Origin of the sequence: Intestinirhabdus alba (assembly GCF_009711095.1) — a bacterium.
In the GTDB taxonomy this organism is placed as follows: domain Bacteria; phylum Pseudomonadota; class Gammaproteobacteria; order Enterobacterales; family Enterobacteriaceae; genus Intestinirhabdus; species Intestinirhabdus alba.
On the sequence record NZ_WMJZ01000018.1, the window covers coordinates 83,018 to 102,326 of the forward strand.

The 19,309-nt window shown below is 47.8% G+C and carries 21 protein-coding genes and 1 pseudogene; 11 read left to right on the top strand and 11 right to left on the bottom strand.

All coding sequences use genetic code 11. The annotated features are described in order from the left end of the window. Positions 1–26: 26 nt before the first annotated feature. The 6 genes from GJV78_RS13835 to GJV78_RS13860 are packed head-to-tail and all read left to right on the top strand — an operon-like array spanning position 27 to position 5,524. Complete coding sequence (locus GJV78_RS13835; protein ID WP_155108917.1) at positions 27–1,406, top strand: Fe-S-containing protein; 1,380 nt, start codon at positions 27–29, stop codon at positions 1,404–1,406. A gap of 2 nt (positions 1,407–1,408) precedes the next feature. Then, complete coding sequence (locus GJV78_RS13840; protein ID WP_155108918.1) at positions 1,409–2,692, top strand: ABC transporter permease; 1,284 nt, start codon at positions 1,409–1,411, stop codon at positions 2,690–2,692. Then, positions 2,682–3,812: an ABC transporter permease gene (locus GJV78_RS13845; RefSeq protein ID WP_155108919.1), complete on the top strand. Its 1,131-nt coding sequence runs from the start codon at positions 2,682–2,684 to the stop codon at positions 3,810–3,812. The genes GJV78_RS13840 and GJV78_RS13845 overlap by 11 nt, the downstream gene beginning before the upstream one ends. A 4-nt stretch (positions 3,813–3,816) precedes the next feature. Beyond that, positions 3,817–4,512, top strand: a complete 696-nt coding sequence (locus GJV78_RS13850) for an ABC transporter ATP-binding protein (RefSeq protein WP_155108920.1) — start codon at positions 3,817–3,819, stop codon at positions 4,510–4,512. Further along, positions 4,499–4,984 (top strand): TlpA family protein disulfide reductase, encoded by a 486-nt coding sequence (locus tag GJV78_RS13855; protein WP_155108921.1) that lies wholly within the window; start codon positions 4,499–4,501, stop codon positions 4,982–4,984. Before GJV78_RS13850 ends, GJV78_RS13855 begins: the two co-directional genes overlap by 14 nt. 27 nt (positions 4,985–5,011) lie before the next feature. Next, positions 5,012–5,524, top strand: coding sequence for a hypothetical protein (locus tag GJV78_RS13860; protein ID WP_155108922.1), 513 nt, complete (start codon positions 5,012–5,014; stop codon positions 5,522–5,524). 230 nt (positions 5,525–5,754) lie between these two features. Here GJV78_RS13860 and GJV78_RS13865 read toward each other — a convergent pair whose 3' ends face one another. After that, positions 5,755–6,525, bottom strand: a complete 771-nt coding sequence (locus GJV78_RS13865) for an FkbM family methyltransferase (RefSeq protein ID WP_155108923.1) — start codon at positions 6,523–6,525, stop codon at positions 5,755–5,757. Between the two features lie 813 nt (positions 6,526–7,338). Then, positions 7,339–7,635: pseudogene (locus tag GJV78_RS13870) on the bottom strand (TA system toxin CbtA family protein); the annotation flags it as partial. A gap of 260 nt (positions 7,636–7,895) precedes the next feature. Here GJV78_RS13870 and GJV78_RS13875 point away from each other — a divergent pair. Then, entirely contained in the window at positions 7,896–8,696 is an 801-nt protein-coding gene (locus tag GJV78_RS13875) for a hypothetical protein (RefSeq protein WP_155108924.1), read from the top strand. 419 nt (positions 8,697–9,115) lie between these two features. Here GJV78_RS13875 and GJV78_RS13880 read toward each other — a convergent pair whose 3' ends face one another. The 4 genes from GJV78_RS13880 to GJV78_RS13895 all read right to left on the bottom strand — a co-directional run bounded on the left by GJV78_RS13880 (position 9,116) and on the right by GJV78_RS13895 (position 11,188). Then, the gene (locus GJV78_RS13880; protein ID WP_044268602.1) at positions 9,116–9,436 is read right to left on the bottom strand and encodes a TA system toxin CbtA family protein; all 321 of its coding nucleotides are present in this window, start codon (positions 9,434–9,436) and stop codon (positions 9,116–9,118) included. 36 nt (positions 9,437–9,472) lie between these two features. Beyond that, complete coding sequence (locus tag GJV78_RS13885) at positions 9,473–9,766, bottom strand: type IV toxin-antitoxin system YeeU family antitoxin (RefSeq protein ID WP_230979141.1); 294 nt, start codon at positions 9,764–9,766, stop codon at positions 9,473–9,475. Positions 9,767–9,828: 62 nt separating this feature from the next. Then, positions 9,829–10,299: a RadC family protein gene (radC, locus tag GJV78_RS13890; protein ID WP_155108925.1), complete on the bottom strand. Its 471-nt coding sequence runs from the start codon at positions 10,297–10,299 to the stop codon at positions 9,829–9,831. Between the two features lie 70 nt (positions 10,300–10,369). Continuing rightward, positions 10,370–11,188, bottom strand: coding sequence for a DUF932 domain-containing protein (locus GJV78_RS13895; RefSeq protein ID WP_155108926.1), 819 nt, complete (start codon positions 11,186–11,188; stop codon positions 10,370–10,372). A 412-nt stretch (positions 11,189–11,600) separates the two neighbouring features. On the opposite strand from GJV78_RS13895, the gene GJV78_RS13900 reads away from it, so the two are divergent. From GJV78_RS13900 to GJV78_RS13910, 3 genes are all read left to right on the top strand, one after another. After that, the gene (locus GJV78_RS13900) at positions 11,601–12,272 is read left to right on the top strand and encodes an inovirus Gp2 family protein (RefSeq protein ID WP_155108927.1); all 672 of its coding nucleotides are present in this window, start codon (positions 11,601–11,603) and stop codon (positions 12,270–12,272) included. A gap of 243 nt (positions 12,273–12,515) precedes the next feature. After that, positions 12,516–13,928 carry a YfjI family protein gene (locus GJV78_RS13905; RefSeq protein ID WP_155108928.1) on the top strand — a complete coding sequence of 471 codons (1,413 nt, stop codon included), beginning with the start codon at positions 12,516–12,518 and terminating at the stop codon, positions 13,926–13,928. 264 nt (positions 13,929–14,192) lie between these two features. Then, positions 14,193–14,471, top strand: coding sequence for a helix-turn-helix domain-containing protein (locus GJV78_RS13910; protein ID WP_155108929.1), 279 nt, complete (start codon positions 14,193–14,195; stop codon positions 14,469–14,471). Between the two features lie 90 nt (positions 14,472–14,561). Here GJV78_RS13910 and GJV78_RS13915 read toward each other — a convergent pair whose 3' ends face one another. The 5 genes from GJV78_RS13915 to GJV78_RS13935 form a co-directional block, all read right to left on the bottom strand. Continuing rightward, positions 14,562–15,287: a Clp protease/crotonase-like domain-containing protein gene (locus tag GJV78_RS13915; RefSeq protein ID WP_155108930.1), complete on the bottom strand. Its 726-nt coding sequence runs from the start codon at positions 15,285–15,287 to the stop codon at positions 14,562–14,564. Between the two features lie 77 nt (positions 15,288–15,364). Then, positions 15,365–15,835 carry a hypothetical protein gene (locus GJV78_RS13920; protein WP_155108931.1) on the bottom strand — a complete coding sequence of 157 codons (471 nt, stop codon included), beginning with the start codon at positions 15,833–15,835 and terminating at the stop codon, positions 15,365–15,367. A 59-nt stretch (positions 15,836–15,894) separates the two neighbouring features. Continuing rightward, positions 15,895–16,611 carry a helix-turn-helix transcriptional regulator gene (locus tag GJV78_RS13925; protein ID WP_155108932.1) on the bottom strand — a complete coding sequence of 239 codons (717 nt, stop codon included), beginning with the start codon at positions 16,609–16,611 and terminating at the stop codon, positions 15,895–15,897. A 237-nt stretch (positions 16,612–16,848) separates the two neighbouring features. Next, positions 16,849–17,733, bottom strand: coding sequence for a GTPase family protein (locus tag GJV78_RS13930; RefSeq protein WP_155108933.1), 885 nt, complete (start codon positions 17,731–17,733; stop codon positions 16,849–16,851). A 170-nt stretch (positions 17,734–17,903) separates the two neighbouring features. Beyond that, positions 17,904–18,143: a helix-turn-helix transcriptional regulator gene (locus tag GJV78_RS13935; protein ID WP_155108934.1), complete on the bottom strand. Its 240-nt coding sequence runs from the start codon at positions 18,141–18,143 to the stop codon at positions 17,904–17,906. Between the two features lie 114 nt (positions 18,144–18,257). On the opposite strand from GJV78_RS13935, the gene GJV78_RS13940 reads away from it, so the two are divergent. Continuing rightward, entirely contained in the window at positions 18,258–19,148 is an 891-nt protein-coding gene (locus tag GJV78_RS13940) for a hypothetical protein (protein WP_155108935.1), read from the top strand. Positions 19,149–19,309 lie beyond the last annotated feature (161 nt).

The window sequence follows — 19,309 nt, forward strand, 5'->3', positions numbered from 1 at the left end:
ATAATCCGCCGTTCTGAGTTTACGTCATGAGCTACTTTTTCGTCACAACGCTCCAGGCTTTCTTCTGCATCGCGTTGCTTTCTGGCGTCCTCTGGAGCCGAAACGATCCGCCCGCACTACGTCCGCTGGTCTGGACGCTGCTGACGGCGCTGTTTTTTGGCGTCGCGGCGGGGTTCACCCTGCACGGCTCCGGGATGATACAGCTGCTGCTGGCGGGCGCGGAGCTGCTGGTTACGCTGCTGTTTGTGTTCAGCATCCGGTGGGCGGGAGGCCGGCTGCGCTATCTGTGGCAGGGCGTGCTGGCGTTTGGTGCCGCCCGTCACTGGGGGCTGGACCCTAATCTCGGCGGACTGACCAGCACCCACGTGTTAAATACCGATCTGCTGCTTAACCTGGCCGCGATTGTCATGGCCTTTGCGCTGCTGTGCCTGGCTGGCGTGCTTTGCGCCATGCTGCTGCGCCGTCTTCGCGGGCTATTCTGGCCGCTGACTCTCCTGCTGATGGTTATGCTGTGGCTGCCGCTCAGCGGCAATCTGCTGCTGATGATGATGAAGCTACAGATGCTGCCGCTGGCGAAGCCGCTGCTGAGCTTTGTGGCGAAAGCCACGAACAATGCGCCGTTGTACAACTGGGCCGGGGCGGGAATTCTGCTGCTGCTGGCGCTCTGCTGGCTGCCGTCGCTGCTGCAAAGGCATCGCCGGACGCGGGAAACGGCCGATCCCATCGCGCTCCGGCTGTCGCTGGCGCAGCGGCGTAATGCGCTGCGTCTCTGGCTGGTCACGGTGGGCTGCGCGGTGGCGGTGCTGGCCGGCCAGCTGTGGTGGGATAAGGTCGCCTCGCTGCCGCCGCAGCTTTCTGCCGCCGTTCCGGTTCAGCTGGCCTCTGACGGCATGGTTCACCTGCCGGTGGAGCAACTGCGGGACGGTAAGCTGCACCGGTTCGTCTGGGTGGCGGACGATGGCAAAGCGGTACGATTTTTTGTGATTAACCGCTATCCCGACAAGCTCCGTTTTGGGGTGGTTTTTGACGCCTGCCTGCTGTGCGGCGATCAGGGCTACGTGATGGAGGGGAACCAGGTTATCTGCGTCGCCTGCGGGGTGCATATTTTTATTCCTTCCATCGGCAAGCCTGGGGGCTGTAATCCGGTGCCGGTTGAAGAGTGGCGTAACGATGAGAAAGAGCTGGTGATCCCCGGTAAAGCGCTGGCGGCGGGAACGTTCTACTTCTCGACGGTCATGACCATTAACGTCACCGATCCGGTGGATGGTTCGACGTTGACCAACACCTCGGCGGAATACAAATACAGCTACGGCGGCAGGACCTGGTTTTTCTCGTCAGAAGCGAATTACGACCGCTTCCGTAAAACCCCGGAGCAGTTCGTACCTGCGGAACTGAGGGAGGAGTAGCCATGCTGTGGCGAATGTTACGCCAGTCCTGGGGGCGCAATCTGCGGCGCAAGGCGCTGGCGATTATCACGGTGTTCCTCGCCTCCAGCCTGATCTCGGCGCTGCTGGCGGTCTCTATTGATATCGGTGACAAGATGTCCAGGGAGCTGAAGTCCTATGGGGCGAATATTCTGATCGAACCGGCCGGGCAGGGGACGCTGCCCGCGCTGTTCAGCGAGAGCCGAAATCCGCTGTCGGGCCAGGACTTTCTTGATGAGGCGGAGCTGCCCAACATTAAGGATATTTTCTGGCGCAACAATATTGTCGGCTTTGCGCCCATACTGGGCGGTGAGGCCGTCGTTGACGGCAGGGAGGTGCGTATTCTGGGCACCTTCTTCAGCCAGCCGGTAGCTATTCCTGACGAAGAGGGATATGAAACAGGGCAGAAGACGGTCAGCCCGTACTGGCAGGTGACCGGCAGCTGGCCGCAGGAGCCGGTGGGGGCGGTGCCGCAGGCGCTGGTCGGCCACGCCCTGGCCCGGCAAACGGGGTGGAAGCCGGGCGATACGCTGACCCTGCAGAGTGAAAAAACCGCCATCACGGTTGTCGTCAGCGGCGTGCTGTCCAGCGGCGGTGACGAAGATAACCAGCTGGTGATGCCGCTTGGCACCGTTCAGACGCTGCTGGGGCTGCCGGGCAGGGTGCAGGCGATCCGCGTTTCGGCGCTGACGGTGCCGGAAAACGCGCTTTCGCGCCGGGCGCGGGAGAATCTGGACGCGCTGAATGCCGAAGAGTACGACCTCTGGTACTGCACCGCCTACGTTTCGTCGATCGCCCATCAGCTGGAGGAGGCGATCTCCGGCGCGGAGGTTCGTCCTGTGTGGCAGGTTGCCGCCTCAGAAGGGGTGGTTATCGATAAAATTCAGCTGCTGATGGCGGTAGTGACCATCGCGGCGCTGGCGGCCTCGGCGATGGGCATCGCCTCGCTGATGACCAGCACTATCATGGAGCGCGCCAGAGAGATTGGCCTGATGAAGGCGCTCGGCGCGCACCAATGGCAAATTATGCTGCTGTTTTACCTGGAGGCGGCCTCCAGCGGGCTGGTGGGCGGGGCGCTGGGGTGCCTCGCCGGATGGGGGATGGCGAAAGTCATCGGCATGATGCTTTTCAGCGCGCCGCTGGACTTTGCCTGGATTGTCACGCCGTGCGTATTGGTTATCGCGGTGCTGATCGCCCTGATCGGCACCTGGTTCCCGGCGCGGCGGATCGCGCGTCTCTACCCCGTGGAGGTGCTGTATGGCCGCTAAACGCACAATGCTCTGGCTGCTGGTCTGGCGCGCCCTGCGCTTACGTTTTCAGAGGGTCAGCGTGGTGTTTGCCGCGCTGATGGTCGGCGCGACCATCGTCACCGCCCTCAGCGCGGTGTGGTTCGACATTAATAGCAAAATGAGCGAAGAGCTGCGCACCTTCGGCGCTAACTTTTACATCGGCCCTGGGCACGGCCATGCTATGCCGCAGCGGGAGCTGCAGGCTATCCTGGATGCGGCTCCGCAGGGGCTGGTCCACGGTGCCAGCCCCTGGCTCTACGGGATGGCCCGCACCGAGCTGGAGAAAGTGGTGATGGTCGGGGTGTGGTTTGAGTCGCTGCAAAAGCTGGTGCCCTACTGGCAGGTGCAGGGGCGCTGGATCGGCGTCAGCTTTGACGATCGCAACGCGATGATCGGCGTTAAGCTGGCGGAGCGGCTCAACGTCCGGCCCGGCGACAGCATTACCCTGGTGGATCACAATCGGCGGAAAAGTTTGCAGATTAAAGGCGTCATTGAATCGGGTGACGCCACGGACAACATGCTGATCGTGAGCCTGGAGGTGGCGCAGGCGTGGCTACAACAACCGGATAAAATCAGCCACGGCCTGCTGAGCGTAAGCAATGACGTCGGCCAGGTGGAAAGCTATGCCAGCCGTTTGCAGGCCCGGTATCCGGATCTGGAGATCCGCCCGGTGCGCAAGGTCTCCGCTTCGGAGGGCCAGGTGCTGGATAAGATCAAAGGTCTGATGGGGCTGGTATCTATTGTGATCCTTGCGCTCTCTTCCCTCTGCGTGAACACCACGCTGATGGCCATTGTCGGCGAGCGCGCCCGCGAGTTCGCTCTGCAGAAGGCGCTGGGCGCTGGCAATAGCGATATCGTGAAGCAGATTTTACTGGAAACCTGCATTATCGCGCTGGCGGCGGTGGCGTGCGGCTGGGTGCTGGGCTATCTGCTGGCGCAGCTGCTGGGGCTGACGGTCTTTAACGCGGCGATTTCGCTGCGCCTGCCGGTGCTGCCCATTACCCTGGTCTTGTCTTTACTGGTCGCCATTCTGGCGGCGATTGTTCCGGTGCGGCGTGCGGTCAGCGTCGAGCCGGCTAAAGTGCTGAAAGGAGAGTAGCGCCATGTCCGTGACGCAGATCCCTCAGATGGCGATTGAAACGCGCCATCTCTATAAACGGTTCGGTGACGTTACCGCGCTGGACGATATTAACCTGCGCATTATCCGGGGCGAGTTTGTCGCCATTATGGGGGCCTCCGGCTCCGGTAAAACCACGCTGATGAATATTCTTACCTGCCTGGATACCGCCACGGAGGGCCAGGTATTTCTCGACGGCACCGACGCCGCCGCGCTGAACGAAGAGGGGCGTCGTCGTTTTCGCGCGGAGAAGATTGGTCTGGTGTTCCAGCAGTTTCACCTGATTCCGTTTTTAACCGCGCTGGAGAACATCATGCTGGCCCAGCACTACCACAGCGTGGTGGACGAGGCGGCCGCGCGGAGAGTGCTTGAACAGGTGGGGCTGGGGCATCGCGTGACCCATCTTCCGAGCCAGCTTTCCGGCGGTGAGCAGCAGCGCGTTTGTATCGCCCGGGCGCTGGTCAACGAGCCGCCGGTCATCTTTGCCGATGAGCCGACGGGCAATCTGGATGAAGAGAATGAGCAGCGGGTGCTGGATCTGCTTACCGATCTGCATCGCCAGGGGCGCACCATTGTGATGGTGACGCATAACCCGGCGCTCGGGCAGTTTGCCGATCGCATTTTACGTCTGCAGCACGGCAAATATTTAGGCGAAGGGGCGGATCATCATGCGCTGGCTTAAGGTTGTTATCTTCTCGCTGGTGGCGCTGATCGGCGGGTGTAAGGAGGAGAAGCTGGCGACGGGGGAGCCGGCCCCGGCGCTGGCGGCGTTTGATCTGCAGGGCAATGAGTCCGGTCTGGAACGCTGGAAGGGGAAATCGATCTACCTGAACTTTTGGTCCGCCAGCTGCAGCGGCTGTCTGGCGGAGATGGATGCTCTGGAGGCGCTCAGTAAAAAGTGGCGCGATAAGGTGGTGGTAGTGGCGATCAATACCGATCCGCAGGCGGTTAGTCTGGATAATCTGCTGGCGAAGCATCAGGTTTCCTATCCGGTGCTTCGCGATCAGCTGCAGATCACCCAGGAGCGCTACCGGATTATCGGTACGCCGACGTCGGTGCTTATCGATCCGCAGGGGCGGGTCCTGGAACTGCACCAGGGAATGAGAAAACCGGTGGAATTAGAAGCAACGTTTGCGCGCCTGGCGGCGCAATAGGATTTAAAGCAGGGAGAAGCCGTACGGATGGCCTTTATATGGAATGAAGAGAGCCTGGCGATCCTGCGTACAAACGCAGGTATTCTGACAACGCAGCAGATTGCGCAGATGCTGAATACCAATATTACGGTGGTGCGTAATATGGCCTATCGGCTGAAGCTCAGCCTGCGTGTTTCAGCGTATAACCAGAAGCGAATTGAGCAGGTCCGGAAGCTGTATGAATCCGCCGAGGCACCGGGCTTAAAGGAGATAGCTTCCCGCACCGGGCTGTCGCTGAGCACGGTGCAGTATATTATCTATGTAAAGTTAAAGAGCCAGCTTTATGCCACCTGTGAATACGTTACTTTTGAGACGGAGAACGCCGTTCATTATCGGGTGCAGAAAGAGCTGGTGGATATTGAGCGGTCAAAGCTGCCGGTGCCTGCGGATAAAAAGCGCCTGTATAAGCTTTATCTCAGGGACGGGACGTTCTACTGCGCCCGCAACATTCGCCATGAGGTGTTTATCTCAGAGCAGTTTGCCGGCCGCCAGGCACGGTAAGCGACAAAGAGGGGCACGGCCGCGGTGGAAATTGCACGGCGGTCGGGCTGTTTTCGGATGGCGGAGCGTAATAGCGTAGCGTTGTCGGGATACCGGAGTGAACGGCCGTGGGCTAGCATTACGCTATCCGGACAAGTCTTCAATAAGACGCCCCTTTCTCGTCTGGTAAGCGGGGGCGCGTAAACAGAATCAGCGCGGCCGGGAAGACGCTTCTTACAGCGGTGCGCCGATTAAAATCTAATGATTTCCTGGCTGTTAATATCGATACCGTAAGAAGCCGTTTTTTCGCTGCTCATGCAAATAACGTCACAGTCATCGTAGCGGCAGATGATGTAATCTTCTGAAATCGCTTTTACCTTTTCAAAAATTTCTTTGAGATCGGATTTAAGAATTTCAATCTGAATAACCGGCATTGATTTGCGGAAGGTTTCAATCGCGCCCTCCAGGACTTTGGTTTCCATCCCTTCAACATCAATTTTAACGAAGCAAACTTTCTCAAAGTTAAAATCATCAATGCGGACCTGTTTAACGGATTCGTTGGAAATACCGCGCTGTTGATGCAGCTGTTCTTTCTGCTCTTTGCCAAATTCAATACTGCCGAAATTCATCTGTTTTGTGTAATCAAAACGAGGAATGGGAATATCACAGACGTCGTTACCCACGCAGGCATGGTGTACAAACAGATTTTCATAGCCGTTAAGCACCGCAGAGCCGCTCAGCATATAGGAGATAATGCGTTGAGCTTCAAAGGCATGTACTATGCCGCCCTTGTCCCGTAACGCGGAGGCGCAGCTTAGCGCATAGGAGCCAAAGTTTGCGCCAATATCCAGCATAACGCTGCCTTCCGGCGCAATGCTACAAATATGTTGCGCAATACTAATCTGCTGTATATCAGGACCCGCGCAGGTTTTAATTAATGAATTTGTTTGATTGATATCATAGCGGTTTACCAGCATCTGACCGTGCGCTGTGGGAATTGAAATCGTGAAAGGAATAGCCATTATGTCCTCAGTTAATACTGTTAATATTCATTTTTATATATTTTATCATGATGTACCAGCAGAAGCCACAAAGCCTGCTGGCCAGATAATATGTTTGTAAATTGTAAAGCTGAAAAAATGTACGAATAACGCCGGGGAAGTTATCGACAGGTTGACAGAAAGTCGCTCGGTGTCGAAACTTTCATGGTTGAACTGTTAAGAATTAATTCACTATTGGACTCCAGGGGTAATGATTTTCGCGTAGTGATTAATTAAAACCGGTTACTGCTTTAGCATTTTTCAGTATCGATTTTGATTTTTTTATGGGCTATCCACGGTAGGATTTGCACAATAATACCCCACGTTACAGGTAACGGTACGCAGTATTAACAGTAAGAGATTGTGCCGCTAATACCAGATGGTTAAAATCGGTTTGTGGCTTCAGAGCGAGAGGCTGCCTCATGATCGTGGCGTAATTTGATTAATATGGTTTGAGCTAACGACCCAGATCATCCTGATGGCTAACCTTTCAGCGTGAAAGTAGTCGGATTATAAAAAGTCCTCATCATCAAAATAAGGAATTAATTGTGACACTCAAAGTTCAGGCAGATTTGAATGAACCGACCGTGCTTTTGCGACCAGAAAATTGATGATGCGTTCAATATTTGTTGAGTTAAATAGCTCAGTGTTTCCGGTAGTCATTTTGGGTCCTGTTTGCACCGTAAAAAATTCCATAAAAACAAATGCCCCTGCCGGTAATGGTTGGGGCATTATGTGTGGTCAGATAAATGAGGGAACTGTAGGAAGATGAATCTGGAGAGCGGTGCGCAGTGTTTAACTGATATTGCGCTGCGTTAATCCGGTCGCGTGACTTGCTTTCAGAATATCAGTAGTGGACAGGAAAATTTCTGACTCTGGATAGGTATTCCCACGGGAATCAATGCGCACCAGGTCATATTTTTTCACTAGGAAATTGATAGCATCTGCTAGGGTAACCCCTGCCTCGATGTATTACTGAATATCTGACTCACTGCAAATTGGCGTATCGTTTAACTCCAGCCTCAAGTGTTTTTCCAATAGGTATATTAGCAGTGTTCGCCAATGAGCTTTGGGTGACAGGTGGCACGATACTGCCTGGTATGTAAAGTTGAAGTTGGCATATTTTACTCCTTGAGAGCTCTAATAAATAATTTAACTTTTCATATGCTGCTACTTTATAATTGCGTCTAATCTAATAAGCTTGACAATTACAGTTATTTATTTTTTTCAAAATGATTTTATGGGGAGGGATAAAGCTTAGTGTGCTTCATCTTCCGTTTTAAATTTATGATGTAAATGGTAAAGTTGCTAGCGCTGCCAGTTCTGGATTAAGTTTGTTTTATGAGGTTTATATGAAAATCTTTATTATTTCAGTTATAATTGTTTCGACGTTGTGGAGTCTGTATGCTTTTCCAGATTATCTTATATTCCCCCAGCTAAATACCAATCTTCTCTCCTCCTTTTGGGATATATTAATTGGGGTTTACAAGTATGGATTTCCTTCAGTACTGTGGGTAGTTACAATAGTATATATATATGATTTCTTTATGGCGATCATAAATAAAAGCTCGCCTTACATGAAACAGTTGTATCAAAGTGTCAAGATAGAATTGCTAACATTAACTGCCCTCATGTTCTTTACAGTTGTAATATATACAACCACATTATCAAAGTTATCAAATTTAACTATTGATATCAGCATGGCTGGGTTTGGATTTATGTTTTTTGGTAACATCGGTTTTTTAAAGCTATTTAATTTTAAGATAGGCAAGTTAAAATATCCATGGAGAATGGCTGCAATGCTCTCATTCATTAGCTTGGCGGGTTCTGCCTACTTTTTGAATATTACCTTGGAAATTGCAAGGGGGAAATTTAATTTAATTCAATCGTTATGGTATCAAATAACTATTCTCTCCTATTCATTATCATTGTACTTCATGTCAAAACATCTTATTTTCATTATGGATAAGGGTAGGTTAGAAGTCTCTCCAACTCTTCGAAAACTCTTTTTATCGATGCCAACCAAGAACAGGATTTATGAAGATGCAGCAATTGCAGCTGAAAAATGGAATAAAGAAATGCAGAGAGAGCGAGCTAAAGAGAGAGCATTGTTGAGAAAGAGCAGAGGTAAGAAAAGAAACAAAAAGATATGAGGTTACGTCAATTAAATTAGTTTTATGTCCAGCCGCGTTCGGCGAACGAGACTGGAGTGGTTTACTGATTTTGGGCCAGGGTCATTATGTTCTCCTCATTGAATGATAAATGGACGTCTTCTTGGAAAAGCTAATATTGACACGAAAGGAAGCCGCTGAGCTACTTGGTATCTCTAGAGGTAATTGGGGATGCTGTTTGATGGCATATGGTACACTCCTGAGTCACAGTTGTGCCACACGCCCAAAGAAAAACGGCCTGATCTAGCTGGCGGAGTCTGAATTGGGTTTGTAATTCATTGAATTTACTTTTGGAAATTCTAGTTCAACTTTTTGTGGGTGCCTATTTAGGTGCCTAAAAGTTTTTTCACCCTATTTTGATGAGTAAAAGGAAGAGAGATAGGGAAGGAGATTGACACTATTTAAGTGCTCATTATCCCAGTAGCTCGCCTTGCTCTGAGAATATCGGTAGCGCTGAGGAATGGCGTCTGATCCTGCCATGAAAATCCCTTCCGGTCGATGCGTACCAGTTCATAACGTTCCACTAGAAAATTCACCGCATCGGCAAGCGTTATTCCTGCGTCGATATACTCCTCAATGGCCGTGTTGTCATGGAATGGCGTGTCGTTAAGCGTCAGTCCGTAATGGTGCTCCAGCAGATACGTTAGCAGTTGCTGCCAGACCTGCACGGGAGACAGACGTGACGAAACCGGCACTGTGGCCGGTACAGTTGAAATGTGCATGGGTAGAATCCTAAGAAAAGAAGAAGAGAGAAGGTGTTACGGGGTTAGATAAATAGAAAAGTAAACATAACCGCAGCTACCACGGGTATCAGCTATGCAGGTTAAACCCGTAAGATGAATGTTCACCTGATGTTGCTGCTGTGGATTTAGCTCACCGGACCGCAGCATTGCTTCCAATCGACCTATAAACAGCGGAAAAGTCTGATCCAGATTCTGCAGTTGCTCCGGGCTAAAGCGCCCTGTCAAACCAGCCCTGTCAGTCAGGTAATGCAGACGCTTGCCCTCCTGTACCAGCCTTGCGCCAAAGCGGGGGATAATATCACTTTGCAGTCCCCATTAGGGAGAATCAGATAACGACATAAAAGTTTCCTTTTGTTGATATTTTGCCGGACCTACAGCCAACCGCGCTCTGCAAATGACATCACGTCATCCCCTACCACGAGGTGATCCAGCACACGCACTTCGACCAAGGACAGTGCATTCGCTACCCGCTTTGTGATGTGCCGATCTGCCTGACTGGGCTCCGTTTCGCCGGATGGATGGTTGTGGGCCAGAATGACTGCAGCGGCGTTATGGCGTAGAGCCGCTTTGACCACTTCGCGGGGATGTACCTCTGTATGGCTGAGCGTGCCGGTAAACAGCGTTTCACGCTCCAGCAAACGATGCTGGTTATCGAGATACAGGACGATAAAGATTTCCCGCTCAAGACCCATCATCTGCAGCTGCAGCCAGGTTTTAGTGAAGCTGGTTGAGGTAAATGACTCTCCCGGCTTGCGCTGATATTTCTCCAGCAGACTCAGGGCTCGGCGGATAATGCGTTGTTCGTTAACTGGAAAAGCGGGAGATAATGCGATTTCTGACATCACAGTTCCTTAAAACAAAAAGCCTCGCCGGTTTATTGGCAAGGCCTGAGGGAAGGGATAATAAAAAGGTTCATGAGGCAAGCTGCAGCATATTTTCAGCCATCACCCATAGAGCGCGGTTGAGCTTTACATCTCCGTCGATACCTTTTACCGCACGGGTTTGAGCACGCTTACCTTTCGATGTTCGTCCCGATAGCCCGCCTTTTATCAAGTTCTCCTGAATGCGCTGGTAAGTGGTCCACAGGTCATTGCTCTCATCCTGCCAGCGGCGCGGGGAAAGGATCTGCGATTCCCTCACCGGCTGATGCTCTTCACCAAAGCGATAAGTTAATGCCGCTTTCGCCATCGCCTCCTGTGCTGGTGGCGGTAACAAAAGCGACTGCATGGCATCGCGCTTCTCCTCCACCCGGTCAAATATCCCCAGCACTTCGTAAGCCCCTTCAATGACTTTCTCCACCACGTTGCCTTTATGCGGCACACGTACCTCACCAAAGCTCTCACCGCAAATCAGCCCGTTCTGGCAGACTGCACGAAATAGTCCCGGCAACATCTGGTATGAGCTGGAGCCGTCATGGCTGTTGAGCAGAATGATTTCCGGCACCTGCTTACCGGTGATTTGCCCTTCACGGCGCAGGCGCAGCATGTGTTTCGTATGCTCTCGCTTGCTCTGGTCGCGCACTCGAGTCTGGCAGGCAAAGAATGGCTGAAAGCCTTCACGCTGCAGGTTATCAAGCAGGGAAATGGTCGGGATGTAGGTGTATCGCTCACTACGAGATTCATGTTTTTCTTCGCTGAACACACTCGGAACATAGTGCGCTAGTTCATCGCGGGTTAATGGGCGGTCACGACGAATGAGGTTGACCGCACCAAAGCGGCTTGCTAATCGCATGGAATAACTCCTTATTAATAAATATAAATAAACCCCTTGTTCATGATGGAGCAAGGGGGGTATGTTTTTTTGATAATAAAATAACGTTGTATTCTGTTGGGTGATATAGATGTGATTTAAATTCTATCTGAGTTTTTTCATTATCCATTATATGTGATAACTCCAGACTAAAGTTTCATGTGTTGAAGTCTAAACTAGTCAAAAATAATAGCTTTCTTCTTCTATTGTCATTTTACGATTTGTGGATAGTTAATGGCGTTTGTCTATGTAGGGATCATGTGAGAGTTATTGTTAAGTGATAACAGGTTAGTTATAACAGAACTTATTCTAAGTAAATATCATGACGTAGTTACTGTATGTTAATAATGAAAATTGAAGATTTAAATGATGTAATCAGTGGTGAGGGTAGGATATGTATTGCAATATAACAGATTTGGTTCAGGAAACTATTCAGTATAAATATATCAAATCCCATGGGCCACTAAATAAATATCAGCTAAAACGGATAGAGCAGACAATTGATAAAGCACTGGATGAATACCCAAGGGTGATGGCGATAAGGGTGGAGCTTCATATGCCCGTACGCAGGCCCCTCTGCGATATGCTCCTTGCAGATGATTATGCCAGAACTGATGCCTCGGCAATTTCACGGTTCAATGCTTCACTCAATGCGAAGATAAAGCACTATGAGCTCAAACAGAAAAAGGCAGGTAAGCGGGTACGTGAAACTTCATCTCGTATTGTGTGGGCCAGGGAGTTCTGTCCTACGAATAATAAAAAACACTATCACGTTTTGCTTCTACTTAACCGCGATGCTTTTAATAGTCTTGGTTCGTTTGAGGGTAATAAAGGAACACTGCTTCGTATTATTCGTGAAGCATGGATGAGTGCAATTGGTTTAATTTATCCAAAGGATAAAGAGTTGGTAAAGATACCTGAAAATCCATGCTATTACGTTAATGTAAAAGATGGCAAGCTAAGTGAGGCTTACAGAAAACTAATATTTCGCTCAAGTTATCTTGCAAAAGAGAAAAGTAAATGTTTCACAGATGGGGAACGAAATTTTGGTTGTAGTATTAAGTGAAGAGGTACGGTGAATTATAAGACTGGTTAAGCAAAGGGTTTTTAAATAAATAAAGAGATTGATAAGTAACTATTAAGAGTCGTTAGGTTAAATCATTTTCAATTTCTATGGTGCGTGCAGATTGATGTTTTAAACTAATTTAGTCCGATGCAATCTAATTACACTGAGGTGGCTTCACAGCATAAATTTTAACGTTTAAGTTGCTCTCCTGCTCTTCATCCAAAGGATTCACAGGAGATAGAAATGAACACGAACCCACTTAATACAAATTTCTTTAACCTTACATTCCCAATACGTTTCGAGGAAGTAATACAGTCCACACAAGCCAAAACGCATGCACCGAAAGAGTTGATCGCAGGAGTACAGTTGTCGGTAATGTCACTCGGCGCTCAGGGTAGGGTTATGTTTGAACACAGTGATGGAAGAAGAAGTCCTGTGTCTCTTTACAGCATTGTACTGGCTGAATCAGGGGAGAGGAAAACGGCAGTGTGCAATCTCCTGCAGAAACCGATACAAGACTTTCAGAAAAAGCAACTTAAGAATTATGAGGAGAAATTAAAAGTCTATGAAGCTGATTTGCAGTCATGGGCTGTCATTAACAAAACCATTTCCCGCCAGATTAGGAAAAATATCGAGAAAGGAGGTGATAGTGTTTCTGAACAGGATAAATTGAGAAAGCATTACATTAATAAACCTAAGCCTCCAAAGAGACCAAAGATTTTATTCAGTGATGCGACACCTGAGGCTATCATCCAGGGACTGGTTGAAAGCATAGGTACGTTAGGTTTAAGTTCCGATGAAGGCGGTGTGATTTTTAATGGGCGGGCGATGGGTAATACGCCGCTTTTTAATCAACTCTGGGATGGTGGGGGGGTTGATGTGGAGCGTAAAGGGCATCGACTGAACATTGATGATGCACGGCTAATGACGCTTATTGTCACGCAGAAAAATGAGTTGATTTTATTCAGGAAAAAGCATGGTGCTCGTGTCCAGGGGAATGGTTTTTTTGCCCGCTGTCTGTGGTCTGTAACTACATCAACGCAGGGTATAAGAACTCATCAACCTGATGTCCACGTAGATACCAGCGTTCTGGATAAATTTAACAAACGAGTCGAGGAATTACTTGAACAAACGCTTGCCGGAACCACTCCCAGCGTTCTGCGCTTTTCTGTGGAAGCGGAACATCGCTTTGCTCAATATCAGAATGAAATTGAGCAAAGAATATTAACAGAGAAAGGAGGGCATGAAGCACTGCCGGGAATTTTATCAAAGCTTCCTGAGAATGCTGTAAGGCTGGCAACACTGATGCACTTTTTTTATGAATTTAAGGGTGATGAGATTGATGTAGCAACACTAAACTATATTTTTATGATTATGGAATATTATTACCAACAAGCAGTCAATATTTTGACTGCCAGCCTGAGTTCCGATGAGGAGGACGCTAAAAGACTCTGGGAGTGGTTAATGACAGGCCCTTTCTCAGGAGCTAACTCAGTTGCAAAGTCAGAGTTAAGACGTTATGCGCCCTACCAGCTGCGTGATGTAGTTCGCTATAACAAAGCGTTAAAATATCTTGAGGATATTGGTAGGATATATATAAAAAAGTACAAAAACGGTAACGGCACTGTCAGTCAACTGATTGATATCAATCGTTAATATAAGATATGCATAACTACTCCTCTGCTTTTCCTGCTCCGAAGAGCAGAAATCGCAGGGGGGTATTGCCTGAAAATTTTCCTGCATGAAAAGCACACTTTGTATCCGTATAGGAAAAAACAGACTACAACAGTGTAAACCTTGCGGTTAACATTTTAACCCAGGCCTGTCGACTGTCAGTTTCGTGCTGCCGCTTTTTATTTTCTGTAAAGCAAAATGCTTTGCTGAATGACATTTTGATTTTCTGTATGACAGGAGTGATTGATGATTAGGTGCCACCTGAACAGACTGATGGGTGAACGCAGATTAAAGGTTGCCGATGTGGTACGCGATACAGGTCTTCCCCGTAGTACTGTCACAGCGCTCTGGAGAGATAACGCCACCCGGATTGAGCTGCCAGTGCTAAGCATTCTCTGTCATTATTTTAAATGTGATGTTAGTGAGTTACTGGAGTTTACTTCGGATGAAAATCACGTTGAATTATCTCGTCCAGTAATGGGTTTAAATAATTTTTCACATCGTGTCTGGTTTATGCATAAATAAGACAAAATCATTAGCGGGCTGTATTTTAATGTTAATGATTTTGTCATTATTAACTTTAGGTTCGTTGCTTTTTACCGAGGCTTTGTTTATTCATGGTTTCAATTTTAAATAATTGCATGCGGCTGCAATTTCTCTGTATGAACAGTTAACTTTAGCTGCTTTGTAGCTGATTAAACCTATAATTGGGTTATTGTTCTCATTGTTGTTGTAAATATCTTTTAGAAGGTTATCTCCTTGTTGTTTGGCCCAGCTCTGGGAGTCATTATTAAAATCAAAGTAATATTTTGCTGAGAGCAGTCGGACGGGGTGTTCTGTACCAGGCAAAACGCTCCAGATAATAACTTGCTTAACTTTGATGATTTGATTTCCTGCCAATTTTTTTGCGGCGCTTAAACCTTCTTTCAATTTTGAATTGTCTGGTTCTTTCTTAAAGCAATAAGGATCACTTCCATTGGCGACACAGGCCTCATTGTATTGATCTATAGAGCGCTTTGCGCTTTCAATCAAACTGGCGTAGCCATTAGCAAACCGAGTCATTTCCCTTTTCCAGATATCATTAGTCGCAGATGCCGACATATCACACGTATAAGTAATGGTTTGGCGTCCATGCTCATCGGCTCCATCTTCCCATTTAAACGATTCACATCGCTGACGATGCTCTAACGCGGCCCCCAGGGTTTTGGTTGAATCGATATTTGATAATACCTGTGATTTTATAATTTCCTGATTGTCTGAAGCGGATACATTATCACAGCCAGCAAGAATAAATATTGGGCAGCTGATAAACAATCCAGTCAGTACTTTTCGTTTAGACATAAGTGATTCCTATTGAAGTTTTGGTAAATTACGTGGCCTTAACTAAATCAGGCCTGATAAGGCGGTTTAAGCTGGTTTTAATGAATGAAGGGTACATGTTCGATGCCTGTATAAAGTAAATTGCTCCTGGCATTGATCGTATTGGTCAGACAGGCGTGACTTTTAATTTCTTTACCCATAGGGGTCATGACACTGACACGTGCGTCAGGTTTGCCTTTGTACTCTTCATAAGTGATAGCCATAGCGCTTTCTATAGCTTCTCCCGTTGCCCGCAATACAAAGACTCTGCTGCCAGTAACATCATTTACTGTGATGGACTGCTGCACTTCACCTGAATTTGTATCTAGTTTGATAACTGTGCTACCTTTATCTGAAATTTTATCCTGTGATTTGAAATTAATATATGCGGTGTCTTTTTTGTGACTCAGGGTCATAACCTCACCCGTATCAAGTGTGCATTTTAGATGCCAGTTTTCCTGACTAGCCTGCGAAGAACAGTTCAACAACATGAGCAGAAATAAAGATGCTTTCGTTTTTACAATATTCATATAACCTGCTGATTAAGTGGGGGGGATTGTTGATTGATGCTGCCGCTCCTCTTTGAATACTATTTATTTGATGTGTAATATTTTTTATATGAACGATGATTAGCCGAATTCATTACATCATGGATATAAGGGAAATGAGGTATGGATGCGATGAATCGCTCATCCGCGGTAAGATGGCAGATGTCATCCCTGCGTACAAAACTCTCTGTGGTTAACTTCACCTGAATGATGCTGGCCACTGGAATAACCCTGATTATTTCGGTCTGACAGGCAACTAAATACCAATTACCTTCCATGTGGACAAGGCGGTAAGGTTCAAAGACTGCGTGAGAATCACCGCCAGTCAGCAAATGGATACGGTTTTGCTGACAGACCGCCTGTATCAGCCGCTGAAAGCATTCTGATGACACAACCGAGTCAGAATGCGATGAAGGCCAGATTAGGCAGGGGGAATAGGATGTTTCACCGGTGAGGTAATGCATCAACCTGCGGTCAGGCGAGGGAAATAATTGAGTAATACCGGTGTTGCGCATAAACGCCAGAACATCTAACGAACTGTCTGTAAAGCGTTTCCCGTCAAGTCGCCAGCGTCCATTCTCACTGACGATATTAAGGTGGAGTAGTCGCTGGTGGAAATCTCGCTGTAGCGTTCGTTCAGATACTCCAAACTCTTCTGCCAGGATTTTAAGGTCAAGAGACTCTCCTGACAGTAACCGGCTGATAATCTGTGTCAGCCTGATGGCAAACCGGTCATAACGAGTCGATGTATTGTTCATCAGAAAAAATATCCATGGATAACTTACTGTTTTCAATGATGTTATTATGAATCATGAGCACGTCAGGATATGTCGCTATAACGGGAGGAATTGAGAAAAAACGTGAAGACAAATAATTCAGTAATATGCTGATTAACAATAACTATTTCTTTCAAAGACAAAAGTGAAACAGGGCGCGACATATCCTGTCGCTGAAATTCATAATTCTCCGGTGGCGTAACTCAGTGGGCAGGTGTATTAAAAAAACCAGTGCCATATTGCGGTAGCTGCATTCTCCAGTCCTTCTCTGAGCACTCCCAGCCCGTTACGTATCACGCTGGGGAGTGGAATGGCCTCCAGAATCCTGCTCAATAATTCTCCCAGCAAATCCGCAAAATCCTTTCGTGCCTTCGTCTCCGATTCTTTGGTGCGGTGTTCTTCTTTGATCTGGCGAAACACACCACTGGTCGCCTCTGGTGGCAGGGCAAAAATTATGGTTTCTACCATGCGAGACATGTTGTAGCCGGTTTTAGCTGAGACAGCATGCACCGGGTAAGGGGTAAAGAACTGGCGGGAAACGGCAGCACTTCTGGCTGTGAGCGTCATCAGTTGCTCTGCTGAAGGAGAGCATTTTTCACGATCCCATTCCAGCGATGGCTCAGCTTTATCAGCCTGGTTGATAACGAAAACAATGCTGTCTGTCGATACGCCACAATCCAGTAGAAAACGGTGGAACTCTTCGTCTGTGGTACAGGCCCGGTCATCGGCTTTCATCACCCAGAGGATGAGATCCAGCTTCGGTAACTGTTCCTGATACATCTGACGATATATCTCATCATGCTTCAGCGATTCACCTGCGCCCGGCAGATCGACCAGCGTCAGGCAGCGTCCTCCTGCATTTAGGGTAAAGTGCAAAGGTTTACGTGTGCAGCCTTCCGCATGACTGACCGGGCTGAGAGGATGTTCAAAAAGGGCATTGCAAAGCGAGGATTTTCCGACCCCTGATTTCCCCATGATGCCAATCACCGGTTCGTAATGAATGCTCTGGCGTATATGTTCCAGCACCATACTGGTTATATGCCCGGGAAGAATGGATAAATGTTGCTTCAGGACATTAATGCCCCGTTCTGTGAAATCAGACATGTAGCCTCCGCAATGAAAAAAATCGATACAGCAACATCGCTGCAAGGTATTCACTGCGGTAGTACAGGTCTGTTTTTTTTTGCATTTGAATTACGGGGAGATATGTGATTTTGTGGCGCGAACCGGAGGCATTGCCTCCGGTTTGCTGATGTGATGCGGTAAAATGATATCTAGGGTCGCATTAACCATTCATTCAGGTCAGACTCAAGCCAGCCGACGGATTGCCTTCCCAGGCGTTTTTGTTTTGGGAACGTTTCGTCGTAGCGTGGTGATTTTGGGTTAAGCCAGTCGTATATGGTTGAGCGTGAGATCCCCATTTTTTTTATGACATCTTTTAGCCTCAGGATCCTCAGTGAATCAGGAATGTTTGCGTAACCGGCTGTATGTGAGGATGGGCAATTTTGTAACATATAGGCTTCCTTCGTATGCGTTTGTTCAGGTAGGCTCATGTTGCCGACAAAGCCGAATTCCACATACACTCGAAGTAAAATGTGAATGAATTTACTTGATGGGGTTTACTTTTCATGAAAGGTGTGAGTGTGATTTTTGATGCTTTATATCTACAGCTTTGTGCCGCCTTTGAAGACAAGTTTCTTGAGCTGGGAAGGAAACTTGAAGCTGAAAACAAAGGGGAATGCCAGGATATTCTGCGTACGTACAGGCAAAGCGCTCGCGATAAAATTGAAGAGTTTAAAATTATTGAATTGGCTAAAAAACAGTATCAACCTGACTTTGATAGATCTTGTAGTGATAATATTCGGTACTCACAGGAGTTTATAAATCTTCATGGGATAATGGTTGAGAAGCCTTTAGTCTATAAGAAAACGTATGAGGAAGTTCGGGATAAAAATCGTAGCGACATAGTTGGTCATAAACTGACAGGGCTTGCGAGATTATATGGTGCACAATATGAATCTTTATATATCTCTATGGCTGTTGAAGATTTTTATTGGGCACAATTTCTATATGATTCAGGTAATAAAAAAGAGAGCTGTGAATTCCTGCTTGATGCGTTTTCTTATATTAATAGCTGCATTTCATGTAATGATAGAACAGAATCACAGGAGTATCATAGATTCAGACGTGATTTCGATAACATATGCCGAAAAATGAATTCTAGCATGGGAGGGAAGAATAAACTGCAAGATCTTGAGCACTTGAAGCCTTGTGTTGTTATTTGTATTGAGAATTTTTCTTCCTTAAAGGATACTCCTGCTGATGGATGGAAAAGCAAGGAGGGATTTTTTGAATATATAATTCCATATCTCTGTGAGTATGATAAAAATATTAATCCGGATAAATGGGAGAATGATACTGGAAGAAGAGAAGTGTCTATTCGTGGCAGGCTCAAGAAATGGTCCAGAGGTGAGCTTAAAGAAGCAATAAACGAAGTTGTAAGCAAAAATAAAAGATAATCGTTTTATTGCTCGTGAAACAGTCTCAGCGGGGCTGTATGGAGGGAGTATATTCAAGGGGGGTAATGCAAGTCTGGTGGTCACCTCTGGTTGCGTTTAGCTTTACGCAGGTTATCACGCTGGAGTGACCACGCTCCGGTAGACAGTTTCTGTCCTCACGG